Source organism: Pedobacter sp. GW460-11-11-14-TSB4 (assembly GCF_059423705.1).
Genome location: NZ_JBWKYI010000002.1, coordinates 259,146 through 275,634, shown reverse-complemented (window position 1 = coordinate 275,634; position 16,489 = coordinate 259,146). Strand labels below are relative to the sequence as shown.

The 16,489-nt window shown below is 44.7% G+C and carries 17 protein-coding genes; 4 read left to right on the top strand and 13 right to left on the bottom strand.

What is annotated here, in order from left to right; all coding sequences use genetic code 11:
* Nucleotide 1: 1 nt before the first annotated feature.
* From AC07YT_RS04115 to AC07YT_RS04055, 13 genes are all read right to left on the bottom strand, one after another.
* Nucleotides 2-2,452 (bottom strand): TraG family conjugative transposon ATPase, encoded by a 2,451-nt coding sequence (locus AC07YT_RS04115; RefSeq protein WP_086548395.1) that lies wholly within the window; start codon nt 2,450-2,452, stop codon nt 2-4.
* On the bottom strand, nt 2,424-2,729 hold the full coding sequence (locus AC07YT_RS04110) for a DUF4133 domain-containing protein (RefSeq protein ID WP_086548394.1): 306 nt from the start codon (nt 2,727-2,729) through the stop codon (nt 2,424-2,426). The genes AC07YT_RS04115 and AC07YT_RS04110 overlap by 29 nt, the downstream gene beginning before the upstream one ends.
* Entirely contained in the window at nt 2,729-3,040 is a 312-nt protein-coding gene (locus AC07YT_RS04105) for a DUF4134 domain-containing protein (protein WP_086548393.1), read from the bottom strand. The genes AC07YT_RS04110 and AC07YT_RS04105 overlap by 1 nt, the downstream gene beginning before the upstream one ends.
* Nucleotides 3,041-3,073: 33 nt before the next feature.
* A complete protein-coding gene (locus AC07YT_RS04100; RefSeq protein WP_086548392.1) occupies nt 3,074-3,376 on the bottom strand; it encodes a DUF4134 family protein in 303 nt (100 codons plus the stop codon).
* An 11-nt stretch (nt 3,377-3,387) separates the two neighbouring features.
* Nucleotides 3,388-3,720, bottom strand: a complete 333-nt coding sequence (locus tag AC07YT_RS04095; protein ID WP_086548391.1) for a hypothetical protein — start codon at nt 3,718-3,720, stop codon at nt 3,388-3,390.
* On the bottom strand, nt 3,717-4,097 hold the full coding sequence (locus AC07YT_RS04090; RefSeq protein ID WP_086548390.1) for a hypothetical protein: 381 nt from the start codon (nt 4,095-4,097) through the stop codon (nt 3,717-3,719). Before AC07YT_RS04090 ends, AC07YT_RS04095 begins: the two co-directional genes overlap by 4 nt.
* Nucleotides 4,094-4,729 carry a ParA family protein gene (locus AC07YT_RS04085; RefSeq protein ID WP_086548389.1) on the bottom strand — a complete coding sequence of 212 codons (636 nt, stop codon included), beginning with the start codon at nt 4,727-4,729 and terminating at the stop codon, nt 4,094-4,096. The genes AC07YT_RS04090 and AC07YT_RS04085 overlap by 4 nt, the downstream gene beginning before the upstream one ends.
* 58 nt (nt 4,730-4,787) lie before the next feature.
* Entirely contained in the window at nt 4,788-5,819 is a 1,032-nt protein-coding gene (locus AC07YT_RS04080; protein WP_086548388.1) for a DNA cytosine methyltransferase, read from the bottom strand.
* A gap of 141 nt (nt 5,820-5,960) precedes the next feature.
* Nucleotides 5,961-6,908 carry a DUF5712 family protein gene (locus tag AC07YT_RS04075; protein ID WP_086548387.1) on the bottom strand — a complete coding sequence of 316 codons (948 nt, stop codon included), beginning with the start codon at nt 6,906-6,908 and terminating at the stop codon, nt 5,961-5,963.
* A 10-nt stretch (nt 6,909-6,918) separates the two neighbouring features.
* Nucleotides 6,919-7,470, bottom strand: coding sequence for a BfmA/BtgA family mobilization protein (locus AC07YT_RS04070; protein ID WP_086548386.1), 552 nt, complete (start codon nt 7,468-7,470; stop codon nt 6,919-6,921).
* Between the two features lie 529 nt (nt 7,471-7,999).
* Complete coding sequence (locus AC07YT_RS04065; protein WP_086548385.1) at nt 8,000-8,977, bottom strand: DUF8464 domain-containing protein; 978 nt, start codon at nt 8,975-8,977, stop codon at nt 8,000-8,002.
* A gap of 317 nt (nt 8,978-9,294) precedes the next feature.
* Nucleotides 9,295-10,167 (bottom strand): RteC domain-containing protein, encoded by an 873-nt coding sequence (locus AC07YT_RS04060; protein ID WP_086548384.1) that lies wholly within the window; start codon nt 10,165-10,167, stop codon nt 9,295-9,297.
* A 91-nt stretch (nt 10,168-10,258) separates the two neighbouring features.
* The gene (locus tag AC07YT_RS04055) at nt 10,259-10,528 is read right to left on the bottom strand and encodes a helix-turn-helix domain-containing protein (RefSeq protein ID WP_086548383.1); all 270 of its coding nucleotides are present in this window, start codon (nt 10,526-10,528) and stop codon (nt 10,259-10,261) included.
* A 111-nt stretch (nt 10,529-10,639) separates the two neighbouring features.
* Between AC07YT_RS04055 and AC07YT_RS04050 the strand changes: the two genes are divergently transcribed.
* From AC07YT_RS04050 to AC07YT_RS04035, 4 genes are all read left to right on the top strand, one after another.
* Nucleotides 10,640-10,855: a DNA-directed RNA polymerase subunit alpha C-terminal domain-containing protein gene (locus AC07YT_RS04050; RefSeq protein WP_494945184.1), complete on the top strand. Its 216-nt coding sequence runs from the start codon at nt 10,640-10,642 to the stop codon at nt 10,853-10,855.
* A gap of 150 nt (nt 10,856-11,005) precedes the next feature.
* A complete protein-coding gene (locus AC07YT_RS04045; RefSeq protein WP_086548381.1) occupies nt 11,006-11,584 on the top strand; it encodes an RNA polymerase sigma factor in 579 nt (192 codons plus the stop codon).
* A gap of 212 nt (nt 11,585-11,796) precedes the next feature.
* Nucleotides 11,797-12,924: a FecR family protein gene (locus AC07YT_RS04040; protein ID WP_086548380.1), complete on the top strand. Its 1,128-nt coding sequence runs from the start codon at nt 11,797-11,799 to the stop codon at nt 12,922-12,924.
* A 248-nt stretch (nt 12,925-13,172) separates the two neighbouring features.
* On the top strand, nt 13,173-16,487 hold the full coding sequence (locus AC07YT_RS04035) for a SusC/RagA family TonB-linked outer membrane protein (RefSeq protein ID WP_494945176.1): 3,315 nt from the start codon (nt 13,173-13,175) through the stop codon (nt 16,485-16,487).
* The last annotated feature ends 2 nt before the right edge of the window (nt 16,488-16,489 follow it).

Here is a 16,489-nt window from a genome sequence, read left to right as displayed (position 1 = left end):
ATTATTGAATGTTAAGTTTTGAGTTTACCTGTGCAACGAACGCGGGCAGGCTGAGGCCGGAAGCTTCTAGGTCTTTTACCATAGCCGAAATGGCATCAAAATAGTTGCCCAGCCTTTCCACATAGGTTTCCAGTGCATTTTTTTCCGGCTTTTCGGTAGTGAAGGCAAGGTGGTGGTACATGCTCACTTCTACGCCATATACCTCACCAACCGTTCCCCTTCGGATATAGAACTCATTGAACCTGGAGCGGCCTTCCCGGTTATCCAGCCGATTGATGGTGAGGATCTTGCGCAACTCGATGTCGCTGATCGAAAGCAGTTCGGCAACCTTTCTAAGGTCGGCCTCCTTCTGCTGGAGCAGGATGACGGTATCAGAATTATTGATGATACTGTCCTTTATAATGGGATTTCCCATAATGTCGCCAACTTCCTGGGTGACCTCAATGATCTCTCCCCAGAATTTCCTTACCGTTTTGTTCAGGTACAATAGAAAATGGCTCATCAGCGGCGAAGAGATTGCACGCCAGGCTTCTTCCAAGATCAGCGCCTTGCGGCGGCTGGTACGATGGCGCATCTTCTGGATAAATAGATCCATGATAATGAGCGTAACGATGGGAAAAAGCACCTTGTTTTCCTGCACCGCGTCGATTTCATAGACAATGAAAGGTTCGCTGAAAAGCGACTGGTCGGCTGCGTCGTTCAAAATGGTATCAAATTCTCCGCCCCGGTAGAACTTTTTCAGTACGAAGCGGAATTCTTCCAGGTCAAACGGAATCTGCTCCTGCTGCTTGATATCCGGGATCTTTTTCAATGCAAATTCATAAAACGAGTTAAAGTCGAGCTGTTCCACACTTGGCAAGGGCTGCCCGAAATAATCCCCATAGTAGGCCGAAATCACCTGCGCGATCACGTCGCGTTCAATCGTACTCACGCTGCCATCGGCCCCCTTCCATAACAGGCAGATCAGGGTAATCAGAAAATCCTTTTTTTCAATGTTGTATTCGGATTCCTCGATAGAAAAGGGATTCATCGTGATCGGCTTTTCTTCCGAATAGGTGATGTACTTTCCGCCATAGGTACCGCAAAGACCGGAGTAGGAATGACCAACATCTACAATCACCACGTCCATATTGTAGCCAAGGTACTGCTGGACAATGTTATTAACGCAATAGCTCTTTCCCGTTCCCGACCCGCCTAAAATGAAGCGGTTTCTATTTTTTAGCCGTCCGGTCTGCATGGGCAGATCGGAGATATCAATGGCAACCGGAGTACCCTGGCGGTCGGTGAAGTACAGCAGGAAATCCGAGGGATCGTCGGTGATCAGCGATTCCTTGAAGAAAAAGCACAGTGCAGCATCGGCGGTAGTCAAAAACCAGTCGTACTTCTTCAGCTCTATCCCGTTTCCCGGCATTGCGCAGCGGAACAGTTCAAGCTGGTTATAGGCGTTTCTAGAAGGGATAATGCCCTGCTGGAAAAGCGATGCTTCGATGAAGTTTACCGCCTTGCCGATCTTTTCCCTGTCGGCTGCAACAATAATGGAGTAATGCGCATGAACCAACAGCTGGTTATCCCTGGCCACGTCCGAGAGCAGCCGGTCGATATCCTCTACGCATAACAGGTTCGCTGGATCTGGAATCCCAGAATGGCGTTTGCGCTTGAGCGTCAGTTTTTGCAGAGTCATCTGCTGCGCGGGGATTTCGATCAGCTGGTTATAAATGATTGAGCTGTAACCGGGCACGTTGAACAAAAAAGTGAGGTTATCGGCTGGAAAATCCTTTACCCCCTTGATATCCTGCCTAAAGGTAAATGGGGCTACCTTTTCCGGAAGGTCAATGGAATCGGTATTGATCAGGCTGATGCATTTAACTGCCCTGGGGCCAATGAACAGTTGTTCATCGCTGCAGCGCAGGTTATCAAGCGCTAGGCTGGGACTTGCAAACTCCATCCCAAGGATCCTTGTCACATAGTGGTTGATTTCGGTTTCCTCGAGGTATATTGGACGAAGTCCAGCGCCAGTGAACAGGTCAAAAAGCTTTTCGATGCAATGGGCAAAATCCGCAAGTATCTTTTTATCATAGGTGTAAAAGGCCTTGCGCTTTACCTGGCGGGTCACCACAAAGTAGGTCCTTAGTTCGGTAAATTCCCTGCCGGAAAAATGTTCATGGTATTTCTTTTGCAAAAATCCCTTTTCCGCTCTTCCCTTGTACTGCTTTCTTATAAATACATCCTGCTTTTGGATGATGTGCCCTTCGCCCAGGATCTTAATGGCGTTGAGCATAATGTTCTGGAACCCTGCATAGCTTTCCCCATCAGCGCAGTACTGCAGCACCGGGTTGGATACCTGCATCACCACCGAAAAATCCCCGCCCGATCCGTACAGCAGCGCGAGGTCCCCGTAACGGTCGATGCCTGCAAAGGGCAGCTCAAATGCTGTTTTCTTTTCTTTTTGCATGGCTTAGCTTTAGGTTAGTGGGATGGATAAATATGCCCCTGCTGCGGGTCTTGTCGTGAAGGCCGTTCTTCTGTTTCTGGAAAGTAAAAAACAGTCCGCCTGCAATAGTGGCGATTGTGATAAAGCCTCCGGCATACATGCCAAATAGTGCGCCCGATAGGCCGCCCAGTACCAGCGCTGCTGCTAGCGAGCCGATCCCATAGTAGATGAATTTTCCCTTGAAACCGCGATATACAAGGGGCAGATCGAGCCCCTTGTATATGGAAAAACTTTGCATCAAACCCCAAAGAACGCCTTGATGAATACCGAAACCAGTACCAAAAAAAGGCAGGAGCCGCCCCAGCCCATGATATCCTTGTTGATATCCTGGTCGCCAGAGTTCCATTTGATGTACACGCGCACGCCCCCTATGATCCCGACAACGGCACCAATGGCAAGGGTGAGCGTGGAAATCGGATCCACGTAACTGGTAAGCGAAGAGGTGGCGGCATTGATGCCGGTCGTACCGCCAGCGGTCTGCGCAAAAGAATGCCCCGCTAAAACCATAGCGAGGCCAAGAGAAAACAGTTTTTTCTGTTTTGCTGTCATAAAATAAATGGTGTTAAAGAATAAAAATTAAAATCAAAGGCCGAACAGCCCTTTTAGAAAAGTGCCCACCAGAGCAAGGAACAGGCAGGAAAAAAACCAGGCCATTACCTGCGCATCGATGTGGTGCCTGCCCGATTGCCAGTTGGTATAGACGCGCAGTCCACCAATCAGCCCCGCAATGGCGCCCAGCACCAGTACCAGGTCAGAAAGCGCAAAGTACCAGTGGCGGACCTCGGAGGAGGCCTGGTAAAAATCCGAGATACCTGGCTGGCCATAGCCAAATAATGGAAGCAGTAGGCTCAGCCATAAGATAAAAAAACAAGTAAAGCGGCGCATAAACCCAGGTGCTAATAGGAAATGGCCTTGGTATATTCGATCAGGTCATCTTTGGCCAGTTCAAACAGCTGCTTCAGGCTCGCCGTCCCGCTGGAAATCAGTCCCGATGAGGTAAAAGGATTTCCACTAGGAGGCTCAGGTTCAACCGCATCACTTGCAACCTGTAAGCCTTCCTTTGCCGGAATGATCAGTTCGGGTTCATCCCCCGTAAAATGCAGCACCCCTTCATCTTCGTGGCTGGGCTTTGGCCGATCTCCAGAGTTCAATAGGTCAAATACCAGGTTCAGCCCATAGTAGGCAAAATAGATCCCGATCAGGATCATCATAAATTCAGTCCAGTTCATAGTTCATTTTCTGTTTTTGTAAGTAGTTCCCTCACGTAGCCGTGCAGCCAGTGGTGGTCGGAAAGAAATTTGGAAAAGGCAAATACAATGACCTTGGTCATATCGATATCGCGGGTAAACTTCAGCTGCTTTAGTAGTTTCATGCTGGCAGGGTCAAGCCTGATCATGATTTTCTGGCTGCCTACCATCCGAAAGGCGGAAATCTGCTCAAAAAAATCGTGGATCTGGCTTTCAGAAACCTCGCCGCCAACAATTTTATTAGGCGAAGATTTCGGTTTCGCAACATGTTCCCGCACCGACTTCTCCGCAGGCTCAGAAGCGACTTCCGCCCTGATTTTTTCCCTGATCTCATCGGCAATCGATCTGATCTTGCTCACCGCAGGTTCCCTTTCATGATGTAGGATTCAAACACCAGGTCAAGCACTGGAATAACTACTGGCAGCAGGGAAAGCGGAATGTGAGAAGTGGTCAGTCGCTGAAAGTCCACCCGGTCACTGATCGCTGGTAATATGGTGCCGAACTTCCTTAGCGCATTGTCCACCTCCAGTTTGGTTTCATATTTCACGGTGGTCTTGATGCGGTTGGGAATGAAAAGCATACCTTTGGTGAGATTTAGCTTGGCACACACCATTGCAAAAAGCAGCGTGGAATCCACCGAAAACTCATCGTAGTTGAAAGGGCAAAGGATCAGGTCCGCAGAAAGGATAACCGGGATCAGACCATCGTCGTCCATTTTTCCCGGCATATCGATAATGATCAGTTCATCCATATTTGCCTTTAGCGTAGAGAAAACAGCGGGATAGATTTTCAGGTCGCAGGGGATGACTTCATACAGTGGCTCGCTTTCCGGGACTTTGGCTTTTTCGGCCTTGGCTGAAATTGAGGCCTGATAGTCCATGTCCAGTACCGTTACCTTTTTCTTTCTTACCAGCGAAAGGTAGTTTGCCAGTAGCAGCGTGAGCGTACTTTTTCCCGCCCCGCCCTTCTGGTTTCCGAGTAGTATGACCATAGTAATTGTGATTAAAATTTGAAAAGCAGCAGATCAGGGAACTCAAATCACACCCTTATCAGCAGGCAGCCTCAATTGATGCGATCGTGCGGAAAATGTCGAGCGCTACCTGCGGAACGATGGCATTGCCGTAGGCCCTTATGCTTTCCTCCCGCCATTTCGGAAAGGTAATTCCGTCCAGTCCAGGGGAAAACCCATCATCTCCGCTACAAAACGCGGACTGAGTTGGCCAGTTTTCCCAGTTGGGAATACCGAATCCCCCAGTTGCGGAAGCGCCCGGTGCAGCCTGCCCAGGAAAGAAGCTGGCGATTCTCCCGCACTGCTCTGACCAGGTTTCAAGGATGCCCTTATCGTAAGGTAGACCAGAAAATCCGTCAGCGAAATCTGCCCGCCATTTCCCTTTTCGTTTCTTCTCGATTTCAGCGGCATGCCCGCCCTGGCCGTCCGGATTGTTGCCTTTATCGAGGTTATCTCCGAGGCCGTCGGCGTGGGCAACAAACCAGACCCGGTTTCTCGCGTGCGGGGCACCAACACCAGCAGCCGGAACACACAGAATGACTGGTGTGCCGTCCTTAAGCTGGGGAAGTAGGTATCCTGCTGCACGGATTTCTGAGATGATACTGGCGATGACCCTTCGCTGCAGTCGGATGATCGTACGGTTTGGTACCTGGTCGAGATCCTCACAAAAAAGCTCGACCTCTTTGATTTCCACCTTAGAAAGACTTCCGGGCTCGAGAATACTGAACAGTCCAGATACGTTTTCAAGAACAATCCATTTGGGCCTTGCTTCCTTAATAATTCGCACAGTCTGCGGGAAGAGGTAGCGGTCATCCTGCGTGCCCTTTCTCCGCCCGGACTGGCTGAAGGGCTGACAGGGAAAGCCTCCGGAGATGATGTCGATTGATCGGTGATACTGAGCTGCGCTGAATTGGAAGATGTCGTCATAATGAGCTGTGTTTGGCCAGTAATAGTGTAATAGTTGTCGGCAGAATGGATGTTTCTCGCAGGAGAAAACATTTTGCCAGCCCACCCAGCTGGCGGCGATATCAAAACCGCCGATCCCGATGAACAGGCTTCCGTGTTTAAGCATAGGCAATGGGTTAAAGGGTGAATGGATATTGGTTAGAATGAAGTGCACAAAGCACCAAGTAGACAAGCAGGTTATAGTGGCAATTAATAAAACGGAATACGCGAAGGTTCGCGCAACAAGCAAATACACATCCGAAAACACCTACCTGGTATTGGTCCGGGCTTTTCTTTTGCGATGGCGGTTCCTGCCCAGAATGGCTTCATCGTCAATGTCATCGGAGATATCAATCGAGAATTCGTTCAGCAAAGGCAAGTATTCCACCACCTCGATGTCCAAATCTTCGCCCAAATTTTCTGATAGATGAATCTCACGTTCTTCGCCCAAGGAAGATGTCGGCAACACGAGATCTGGTTCCAAACTGCGTGCGGCCATTTCGGTGCGCTCGGACAAGCTGCCGTTCTTCTGCGTATTGGCAAAGGCCAGGGTTTCTTTCAGCTGCCTATCAAAGCCAAAGAGTTCATCAAAAACCGATTCCCCGCTCTGCTTGAAAGCCAGCCGGTCAAACTGCCCCATCTTTTTGGAATGTTCGATGTTTTTTCCCCTAGAGGTATTCTGCGGAGAAAGCTTGATCCTATTGCTTATATCTTTTCGGCTTACGATCACCTGAATGTGCATCTGCTCGCCATCCTTTCGTTCGCCACGTTTTTTCTCGCCATTTTTTACTTCCCGGTCAGTGTGGGAATAGTAGCGGTAGTCTTCCAGTTTCCCATACCATAGCAGGTCCTTTCGCCCAGTGATGCCATCGCGCTTAAAGTTTCGGGCATATTCGTCCATTACATTAGAAGTAAACTTTTTGAGTTCTTCTCTAGCGCCATCCCTTCCAAACCGTTCCAGCAGAAAAGCAACCTCCTTTTTGCTCGGTGAGATATTGATGAGAAAGAACTTTGGATCGTTTCTTCCGAGCTTGGCCACATTATCATCGATCCTTCTCATGACCTCATAGGCCGAAATGTCTGAGCGCACTGCATTGAACCAAAGTTCCTGCTTCGCTTTTTTAGCCGTCCGGTTTTCTTTTTCAAGGTAATGTACAAGCGTCACACTGCTACCTTTGTTCTCCGCTTCTTTTTTATCGGTAATACTGATGAACATACATAACGGGTTAGAGCATTCGTACCTGGTCTTTGATCCTGGAGCCAAGTTCCTGTTTTTCCTTTGCCGAAGCCCTTTGCCCCAGAGATTCCCTTGCCAACAAATATTCCTCAAACAAAAATAGGAACTGCGCTTTTAGCACATCGACATCTTTTGTCTTTTTCAATAGCTGCCCGAGCGTTTTTTCCATCACACCAATGGCAGAACCTTGCGACTTCTGTCCGCCGAGCAACAGTGCATTGTGCTTTAAGATTTCCGAATTGAACCGCTCGATGATATCACGCTGGGACCTGGAAACCCTGTCCACCTCCGCCTTGATCGGAACGAGCAACATATTTTCCTGCGCACGGATAAAGCTAATGTACTGCTGGTGGTTTTTCACCAGCGAATTTTTTAGCAGCTCATCGTTTAAGTCGACCGGGTCCTTTTTGCTCTTATAGAAATAATCCACCATCTGGACAAACAGCAATCGCTTGGTTCGGCCAAGCTTTCTGGCAACCTTCTCAAATTTTTCGTCCACTGCAACGGTAAACCTTACCGAGCGGATATTCAGATCTTCCATACCGCCAACTGAAAAAAACGCTTAAATAAATCCAAAGGTTCCCGCACAGGTTCCCGATTTCTCCCCCGACTAGCGCGAAAGCGCGGACAAGTATCCCCGGAGGATACTTGAAATCCCCACAGCAGCGTGTGGGGCAAGCAAAGTAGGGCTCTGCCCAACTTCGGCTTGCTGCATTAAAAAAAAATGCACCTTTTCGCTTAGCGCAGATTCCCCTCGGACGCATATAGAAAAAAGGCGAAGGCCAATCGAACATTAAAAACATAATTTTTAAATCGAAAGGGAATTAGCATATCCAATTCACTTAAAAGGACAACCAACCGAAACGTTACTTTCTTGCCTTGCGATATCTAGACATACCAACGTACCTACATATCTATGCATACAAATATTAATATATATGTATACTCTTAGATAGCTGGCTATGCCAAGGTTAAAAGGCAAGTTTAGATATCCCAATAACTAGATATTCCCATAAACGAATGTCTGGATATCCAGTTATACAGATATCAGGTTATACCAAAACCAAAAATCAACGTCGGGATTGCCCAAAACCTATAGAGGTATTGTGTGCAGTCGGACTGAAAACATTTCCACGCAGAACTGCTAGATCGGCCATCAGTTTTTCGTTGTAATCCTTGTAGCCCAGATAAACTGGGCTGCAATCCTTGGATTGTGGGAGCGCCTGCTTAAAATCGATAGCCGCTTTCAGTCCCGCTTTGTCCATGTCAAAATAGGTTTCGATGTGGTCGAACTTTCGTGCCCTGTTAATCCCAGCCGGCAACAGCGAAAGGGAATTCAGTACGATCACGCTTGGAGAAAGTTCCTCGTGTTCGTATTTCCAGCTGAGGTAATCCATGAAGCCTTCAAATACCACAACAGAATCCTCCCGCCCAGGGACGACGCTCAGCCCCTTGTGCCCAAGGCACCCCTGGAAATATTTGTTACGAACTTCCCAGCCGCCGTTCTCGTTCTGCCACCCGGCAGCGAAGAAGTTTTTCTGGACGCCCTTGTCGTCCCTTACAAAATAATAAAGCTCTTGGATATGGCCTTCGGCCATTGCCCAGATCCCGCGCTGCTGCAGGTAGCCGGTAATCGCATCATTGGTGCCAAGCGACCTGATGTTTTCAATCTTATAGTGCGGCAGCTTTACCGGCAGCCGTTTCCTTTCCCTTGTTCCAATAGCTATAGAATGTGAAGAGTTGATTGTGTTTTCCATAAGTTCTTTGATTTTAGAGAGCGCCCCTACATAGGTTACCGGATGCCAATACGAGATGGCCAGGTCGATCAGGTTTCCGCCCCGAATGCCCGAGCTGTTCGGTCCTCCATGGTCAAACCATACCGAGAGGTTATCGTTTACGCACAGCGATGCCGTTTTCTCTTCCCTTAACATGCTCAAATAAAAATGCTCGTTTCCAGAATACTTTACAGGCTCATGCCCAAGGCGCCTTAAAAAATCCAGAATGGAAATCTCAGAGAGCAGTTCTGCTGCGTCGATATAGGCGGCCATACATTATTAAGTTAAAAAAGTTATCAAATGCAAAAGGGGGCAAACGCCCCCCTTTAAGCTGGCCCTAAACAGCGCGGTATCAACCCGCTGAAAATGGCCTCTATATTTTTCGGAACTTCTCACGTCAGGTCCTACGACCCGGACTCTCGTCTGCCAATGCGCTTTCAGCTCGGGGTTCTCACCTCTGCCTTCGCAAAATTTCCGAAGCTTGTTCGGATAATGTTTCGTTCCCAGATGTCAAAGATCTAACAGATACTGGCAGCAAAATTCCAAAGTAGCGGGAAGGGGGATTGACAACATTTAGGCAGTTAGATATTTTATCCGGGAGATTCTCCGGATCTTGTTTTGGGAACAAAAGGTTTGTAGCGGTCCTTTTCGGTAATCCGCCTGACGATTTCAGCACGCATGGCATCAAGGTAACTGGTATGGCTTTCTGACTTTCGCCTTGAAATCTCAACGAACCTGCGGTAAGCCACGCCCAGATGGATGTTGAAGCTTTCCTCTAGCGCAGAGATGATATCATAGATCTCTGCTTTCCCAAAATCTACCGAGCCCATAAAATAGATCCCGTAGGCAAGTTCCACCAGTTTGATCTTTCCGTCCGTCCAGGTACGTTTCTTTGCAGAACTAAGTTCGCCAAATATTGTACTGGCATCAGATACGTAAGTGGCGCGGAGCCTGGTCACCACAAATTCCTGCAAGCGTTCGTAGGCCATAAACTTGGCGAACAAATAATCCTGGTTGGTGGAAAAGTTCTCGAGCTGAAATATCGGCCGCTCAAAAGCCGGCTCAAAATTGGAGCGCAGAAAATATTCCTCATCCTTTGATATCTCCTGCGCCAGGAAATACTGGTAGACAAACGCGTTCTGGTCAAAAAACCGTTTGATAAATGAAAGCTCCTGCAGGTAGTAGTCCCTTGCCATATGCTCGGTGCCCATAGAAAGCCCCTTTATCACATTGTGCCGTTCCACCAGAAAAATGTACCAGTGGTAGAATTTGGGTTTGATCTCCTTGAAGAACTCGATTTCCTCAGTCCCAAAGAAACCAGACGAAGAAATATGCCGGTGCAGCTGGTGCATCGCTGATGACACGATGCCCAGCGAATTAGAAAATTGTTCGGGAAGTTCATAGATGCCCGCAAGCTCCGATTCCATCGAAGCATACAGTTTCCCGATATAAACTCTGTCCATTACGTATAAAAGGTTTAAACTTGATTGGCAGCAAGTTTAAAACATCAAGTAACAGGCAGTCTTGAATTAACTAAAAAAATAAAAAGCGAAATTATTTATCCTCAAAACCTTCGCTGAAGAATTCTTCGAGGGTCATGTCAAAAACGGAAACGATTTGCAGAATAGAAGAAAGGCGTACATCTTTGCCGGTTTCATATCTTCCCCATTGGCTTCTGTTGATATCATGTTCATAGGCGAACATATCATAACTTGAATAACCTTTGGCAATCCTAAGGGCGCGTACTCTTTCGCCAAACTTCTTGAGGTAGATGTCTGGTGACTTGATATGTTTTTTCTCTGAAAGATCGACTCCTTTAGGCATATTGCAAAACAAATCAACAGCCTTATTATGCACAACCGCACATCATAACCCTTAATATAAGGAACTATTGAATAAATTGTTTTATCTTTGGATAAAATATATTTCTTCAAAGTGGAAGAGTTGCAAAACAGAAAGATAGCCGAACTTAATCTCAGTGAACCATTAAAGGCGGTTCTTATGAATAATGGATACCAAAATTTAAAGCAATTACTTGAACTGTCGCCCGAAGAAATTATGAATATTCCTGGTTTAAATTTGAAGCATCTCAGCGAATACAAAAAATTCCTAATCGAAAATAATCTCCAGTCATCCCAAAAAGATTTTTGAATTTCCGTAAATCCGATTTGAGCTTTCCAGATGTGCAATAAATATCTCATGGAAGATTTAACATTTCGTTAAAGAAAATATATTTATCATTGCTGCAACAAAATTTCTTAAATTAGACTGACGGTAAATTCCGTTAACAGCTTTTATTCGATGTTAATCTATAGTACCCATAAGGACTCCGAACTTTATGACCTGCTCAAGCAGGGAGATAAAAACGCATTTGTGGAAATCTTCGAGAGGTACTATAATTTGCTTATCATTTACGCCGACAAAAAACTGCGCAACAGACAGGAAGCAGAAGATGTCGTTCAGGAGGTTTACGTAAGCCTTTGGAATCGACATGAGTCCATCAATATAGAATCCTCACTAGCTAGTTACCTCTACCGCGCAGTTAGGTATGAAATCCTAGACATCTTCAGCCACCAGAAGGTAGAAGACAAATATCTCCAGTCGCTGGACACCTACGCAAAGAACTTCAGCGAACAAGCCGATTACCGCGTGAGGGAAAAAGAGATCATCGAAATCATTAATAAGCAAATAGATCTACTCCCTACAAAGATGAAGGAAGTATTCCTCCTGTCCCGCAAGGAAAACCTGAGCCATCGGGAAATCGCAGAGGTACTCGGTACAACAGAAGAAAACGTAAGCCGTCATATTACACGCGCCCTTAAGATCCTGCGCACCAAACTTGGGCTGTTCATATTCCTATATATGCTATTTCGCTTCTGAAGCTAAATCATAGCCAGAACAAAGCCATAAGACCAACAAAAAAGGTCAATGATTTGGAATTAAATTTTTTTGATGGTAATTTAAACCACTGAATGTCAATGGATTGAAGTTATTTTAAAATATTTTGTACAGTACTTGTCAAGTTAATCGGCTTAGTTATAAAATGTGGTAAATAGTGACAAGTTGAAATCATTTATTTCCATCAAAATTATATGAAGGACGCATCAAAACTTCTCGAAAAATACCGTAACGGACAGGCAACCGACAAGGAGAAAGAACTGCTCGAACGCTGGGTGCATGAACTTGGCGGGAACGAGCCAGTAATCTATAGCGAAGAAAATCATGAGCAGACTATTGCCCGTGGCCGCGAAGCGCTAAAACCTTATTTGAAGGGAGATAAGAAAACAAGACTTTGGCCAAAAATTGCCGTTGCCGCCTCCATTGCATTAGCAGTTGCCACCGTAGGTTATTTTTACCAGCAGCACAGGAACAAAACCGAACAGCAGTTCGCAGCGAACGACATCGAACCTGGAAGGATCGCTGCTACCCTTACACTTTCCAGCGGAAAGAAAATATATATCGCCGATGCCAGTAAGGGAAAGGTTGCAGAAGAGAGCGGAGTTACAATTACCAAGAACGAACAGGGTGAGCTGGTATACGGGATGGCTGGCGGCGAAAATGGACCAGGCGTGATGCAAACACTTACCACATACAGAGGCGAAACTCAAGCGGTTGTTCTCCCTGATGGTAGCAAGGTGTGGTTAAATGCGCTTTCCTCCTTAAAGTATCCAGCGTCATTTGCCTCATCAAAAGACCGAAGAGTAGAGCTTACTGGAGAAGGATATTTTGAAATTGAAAAGGACGGAGCCCATCCGTTCATAGTTTCAACAGATAAACAGGAAGTAGAAGTTTTGGGAACGCATTTCAATATCAACTCCTATACAGATGAGATGGCCACCAAGACCACTTTATTGGAAGGTTCAGTTAAAGTCTCCATACGAAATGGGAACGGAAATAAAATTTTGGAACCAGGCAAACAATCTACTTTATTAAATAATAAGTTGACAATCTCAGATGTAGACGTTGATGATGAAGTTGCATGGAAGGATGGTTTTTTTGTTTTCAGTAACGAACCGCTTTCCGATATCTTGAAACAGGTTTCTAGATGGTATAACGTAGAAATTGAATATCAGGACGAAAGTCTTAAAACCAAGAAATTCTCGGGCTCAGTGTCTCGATATGCAAAAGTGTCACAAGTCCTAAGAAAACTAGAGTTCACGAAATCTGTGGTCTTTAAGATCAAGGACCAAAAAATAATCGCCGAAAGAAAAGCCAATTAACCAAAGTTAAAACAACAAAACCAAACAAACATGAAAATACATAGAAACTTAGGGCCTTAATCTTAGCAAAGGTTATCTAGATAAAAATAACCGGAAGTGCTCTAACACTCCCGGCCAATATCCTGGGTATACCTAATCAAATGCGTGAAACAACTTATTAAGGACTAAAACCCATTAAACGAATGTACAAAAATTTTACAAAATTTTGGTGCAGCCACTTTTCCTGCATCCGAAGAATGCTAATGATTATGAAGCTGACCACAACAATATTGATTTCTGCTTTGCTTCAAGTAAGTGCAGCCGGAATGGCACAACACCTTACATTAAATAAAAAAAATGTAAGCCTAGCTCAGGTATTTAAAGAAATTCGAAAACAAACAGGTTACTCCATTCTATGGGAGAGTGAGAAATTCGACGCAAACGGAAAAGTTTCGGTTGAATTTAAAAACAGTTCTTTAAAGGAAGTACTAAATTTTATAATAAATTCTGACAAATACTCATATCTAATTGATGAAAAAACTATCGTTATACAACCCAAAGATAAATATGAATTGAACGACCAAATTGTCGTTAGTGGAAAGGTTGTAGATGAGAATGGCTCACCCCTTTCTGGGGCATCCGTTGTATTAAAAGCAAACGGCAAAGGAACTAGTACAACTGTTGATGGGACCTTCACAATGAGTGGAGTTGACGATGGAGCAATTCTTGTGATAAAATATATTGGTTTTGATCCTAAGGAGGTTAAGGCAGCAAGAGAACTTGGAACAATTAAGTTAAACCTTGCAACAAGTGAACTTGACGCTGTGCAAATCCAAGCATATACTACGACTAGCAAAAGATTAAGTTTATCCAACTCTGTTTCGGTTAGGGCGAAAGAAATTGAAGACCAAATTGTAAGCAATCCCCTGCTTGCTTTGCAGGGCAAGGTTGCTGGTATTCAGATTCAGCAAGTCAGTGGCAATGCCGGTGCCACTATAAATGTTAAAATTCAAGGTGTTAGTAGCTTTAGAGGAAATAGTTCGCCTTTTTTTGTTGTCGATGGTGTACCTTATTCATCTACTACGATGGTCGGTACGGGTAATATCAATCTTTGGGGGGAAGCGACACCTACTGCTTTAGGGGTTGCAGGCAACAATGCTGGTATTTCCTATGGCTCGGGCAATCCACTAAGCTTCCTAAACCCAGACGATATTGAGAGCATCGACGTGTTAAAGGATGCTGATGCAACCGCAATCTATGGTTCGAGAGCGGCTAATGGTGCTATTGTAATTACAACTAAGCGAGGCAAACCTGGAACCTTACAAATTGATTTCAGTTCGAGAAATGGATGGAATCAAGCAACTTTTGGTGCTGATTTCTTGAATACCGAACAATACTTAGGAATTAGAAATGAGGCTTACAGAAATTCCAACGCTGTAATATCAGCTACAAATTACGACCTAAACGGTATTTGGGATAAGGAAAAATTTACCGATTGGCAAAAGGAACTTATCAAGACAACGGGCTATGATGACGCGAGTCTAAGTGTATCTGGAGGCACGCTAAATTCTAGCTACCGATTAAATCTTACAGGGAATCGTCAAAATAGTGCATATGCGAGGAATTTTAGGAACGATAATATTGCATTAAGTATTTCTTTAAACACAGCATCTGCAAATCAAAAATTCAAACTAGGTATTGTAGGAAATTATTTAAACGGTTTCAATAACTTACCAAGTCTCAATCAAACTACTGCTGGTTCTTTTTTATATTTACTACCACCCAATGCACCAAACCTTTATAATACAGATGGAACGTTGAATTGGGATATGGATCCAACAGGCACTATTAGTAGATTTAGAAATCCGCTTTCGACCTACCTCACAAATCCATTTGAAGTTAAGACAAATAATTTTACAAGTAATATAACTGCGTCTTACAACATAGTTAATGGACTTGACTTTAAAACAAGCTTTGGTTACAATAGGTTGGATCAACAGGAATTTACCTCTAACCTTGCGGAATCAGTTGCACCCACCGCTAGAAATACTTTCATTAGATCGGGTTCCTATCGGTTCACCAATACAAATAATTATATTATAGAACCACAAATTTTATATAATCACCAATTTTCTGGACACAAACTTAATTTCTTGTTAGGGGCAACCTACAACAAAAGTCAGGGCGAAACTTCTGGTATTACTGGTTCAGGACAGAGTAGTGATTCACAGGTCAAAAATTTGTCTGCATCATCATCTTTTAACCAAACGGGCTCGAGTTTTTATGAATACCGATATAATGCAGGGTTTTTCAGATTAGATTATAATTTTAAAGAGAGATACTTGTTGGGATTGTCAGCCAGACGAGACGGAAGTACACGATTTGGGCCCGATAATCGATTTGCCAACTTCTGGTCCGCCGCAGTAGGTTGGATTGTTTCTGAAGAAACCTTGGTCAAGGAAAAACTCCCGTGGTTAAATTTCTTCAAACTTCGAGCTAATTATGGGCTTACTGGAAGTGATGGTGTCGGAGATTATACATTTATGGATCTCTACTCTGCTAATACATTTTATCTACCTTATCAAAACGTTGTAGGTTTTGCACCTGGGCGGCTATTGAACTCAAAGTTACAGTGGGAAGAAAAGCGATCTTTGAACATTGGGTTCGATGCAAACCTCTTAAACAATCGCGTAACTTTAGGCATAAATTACAATCGAAACAGAAGTAGCAATCTCTTACAATCTCTCAATTTGCCTGTAACCGCTGGATTTGCATCTGTCGACGTAAATTTCGATGCATTAGTTCAAAATACAGGATGGGAATATACGATTGGGGTTAAGCTCTTGGCCGCCAAGGCGTTTAAATGGAATGTAAATGCAAACCTCACTGTTCCAACAAATAAACTTTTAAGTTTGCCAAGCCTTGATAAAGTCAACAGGGTAGCAGGCTTTGGGTATCATATTGGTCTACCGCTTGGCACTACAACAATGAATACCTACATGGGAGTAAATCCTCTCACAGGCCTCGAAGTTTTGGAAGATATCAATGGAAATCCTGTTGCAACAGCAGGTAGCACTGCCAATATGAAAACTACTTTGCGCAATCTTTACACCTCGCCTTTTTATGCGGGATTGCAGAGTTCTTTTGAGTATAAGGGGTTAAGTATGAATTTATCATTTGATTTCAATAAGCAGTTAAAACCACGTTATTTCTTTGTTTCTAGTAGACCAGGGCGTGATGCCTACAATCAGCCTGAAATAGCTTATTCATTAAATAGGTGGGAAAACCCAGGTGACATCGCTGTAATTCAGAAATACTCAACCTTACTTGGGTCAGGTTTGCTTACGCAAACAGAGGCGTTTTACGAAGATGCTACTTACCTAAGATTGACCAATATTGCAATCTCTTGGAATCTTCCAAAAAGTTGGACAGGAATAATAGGTATGAAAAGTAGTCGTATTGGAATAAATGCCCAGAACCTCTTCACCTTATCTAAATACTCTGGACCTGATCCTATTACAGGCCCCTCTGGCGTTATGCCTCCAATGCGAGTAATCGTACTCAATGTACGCGCAAGTTTTTAATC

Coding starts and splice junctions, on each gene's coding strand:
- AC07YT_RS04055 (WP_086548383.1), bottom strand. CDS start 10,528: ATGCCTAAAGGAGTCGATCTTTCAGAGAAAAAACATATCAAGTCACCA.
- AC07YT_RS04040 (WP_086548380.1), top strand. CDS start 11,797: ATGAAGGACGCATCAAAACTTCTCGAAAAATACCGTAACGGACAGGCA.
- AC07YT_RS04115 (WP_086548395.1), bottom strand. CDS start 2,452: ATGCAAAAAGAAAAGAAAACAGCATTTGAGCTGCCCTTTGCAGGCATC.
- AC07YT_RS04065 (WP_086548385.1), bottom strand. CDS start 8,977: ATGGCCGCCTATATCGACGCAGCAGAACTGCTCTCTGAGATTTCCATT.
- AC07YT_RS04095 (WP_086548391.1), bottom strand. CDS start 3,720: ATGAACTGGACTGAATTTATGATGATCCTGATCGGGATCTATTTTGCC.
- AC07YT_RS04060 (WP_086548384.1), bottom strand. CDS start 10,167: ATGGACAGAGTTTATATCGGGAAACTGTATGCTTCGATGGAATCGGAG.
- AC07YT_RS04075 (WP_086548387.1), bottom strand. CDS start 6,908: ATGTTCATCAGTATTACCGATAAAAAAGAAGCGGAGAACAAAGGTAGC.
- AC07YT_RS04080 (WP_086548388.1), bottom strand. CDS start 5,819: ATGCTTAAACACGGAAGCCTGTTCATCGGGATCGGCGGTTTTGATATC.
- AC07YT_RS04105 (WP_086548393.1), bottom strand. CDS start 3,040: ATGACAGCAAAACAGAAAAAACTGTTTTCTCTTGGCCTCGCTATGGTT.
- AC07YT_RS04070 (WP_086548386.1), bottom strand. CDS start 7,470: ATGGAAGATCTGAATATCCGCTCGGTAAGGTTTACCGTTGCAGTGGAC.
- AC07YT_RS04045 (WP_086548381.1), top strand. CDS start 11,006: ATGTTAATCTATAGTACCCATAAGGACTCCGAACTTTATGACCTGCTC.
- AC07YT_RS04100 (WP_086548392.1), bottom strand. CDS start 3,376: ATGCGCCGCTTTACTTGTTTTTTTATCTTATGGCTGAGCCTACTGCTT.
- AC07YT_RS04110 (WP_086548394.1), bottom strand. CDS start 2,729: ATGCAAAGTTTTTCCATATACAAGGGGCTCGATCTGCCCCTTGTATAT.
- AC07YT_RS04085 (WP_086548389.1), bottom strand. CDS start 4,729: ATGGTCATACTACTCGGAAACCAGAAGGGCGGGGCGGGAAAAAGTACG.
- AC07YT_RS04035 (WP_494945176.1), top strand. CDS start 13,173: ATGAAGCTGACCACAACAATATTGATTTCTGCTTTGCTTCAAGTAAGT.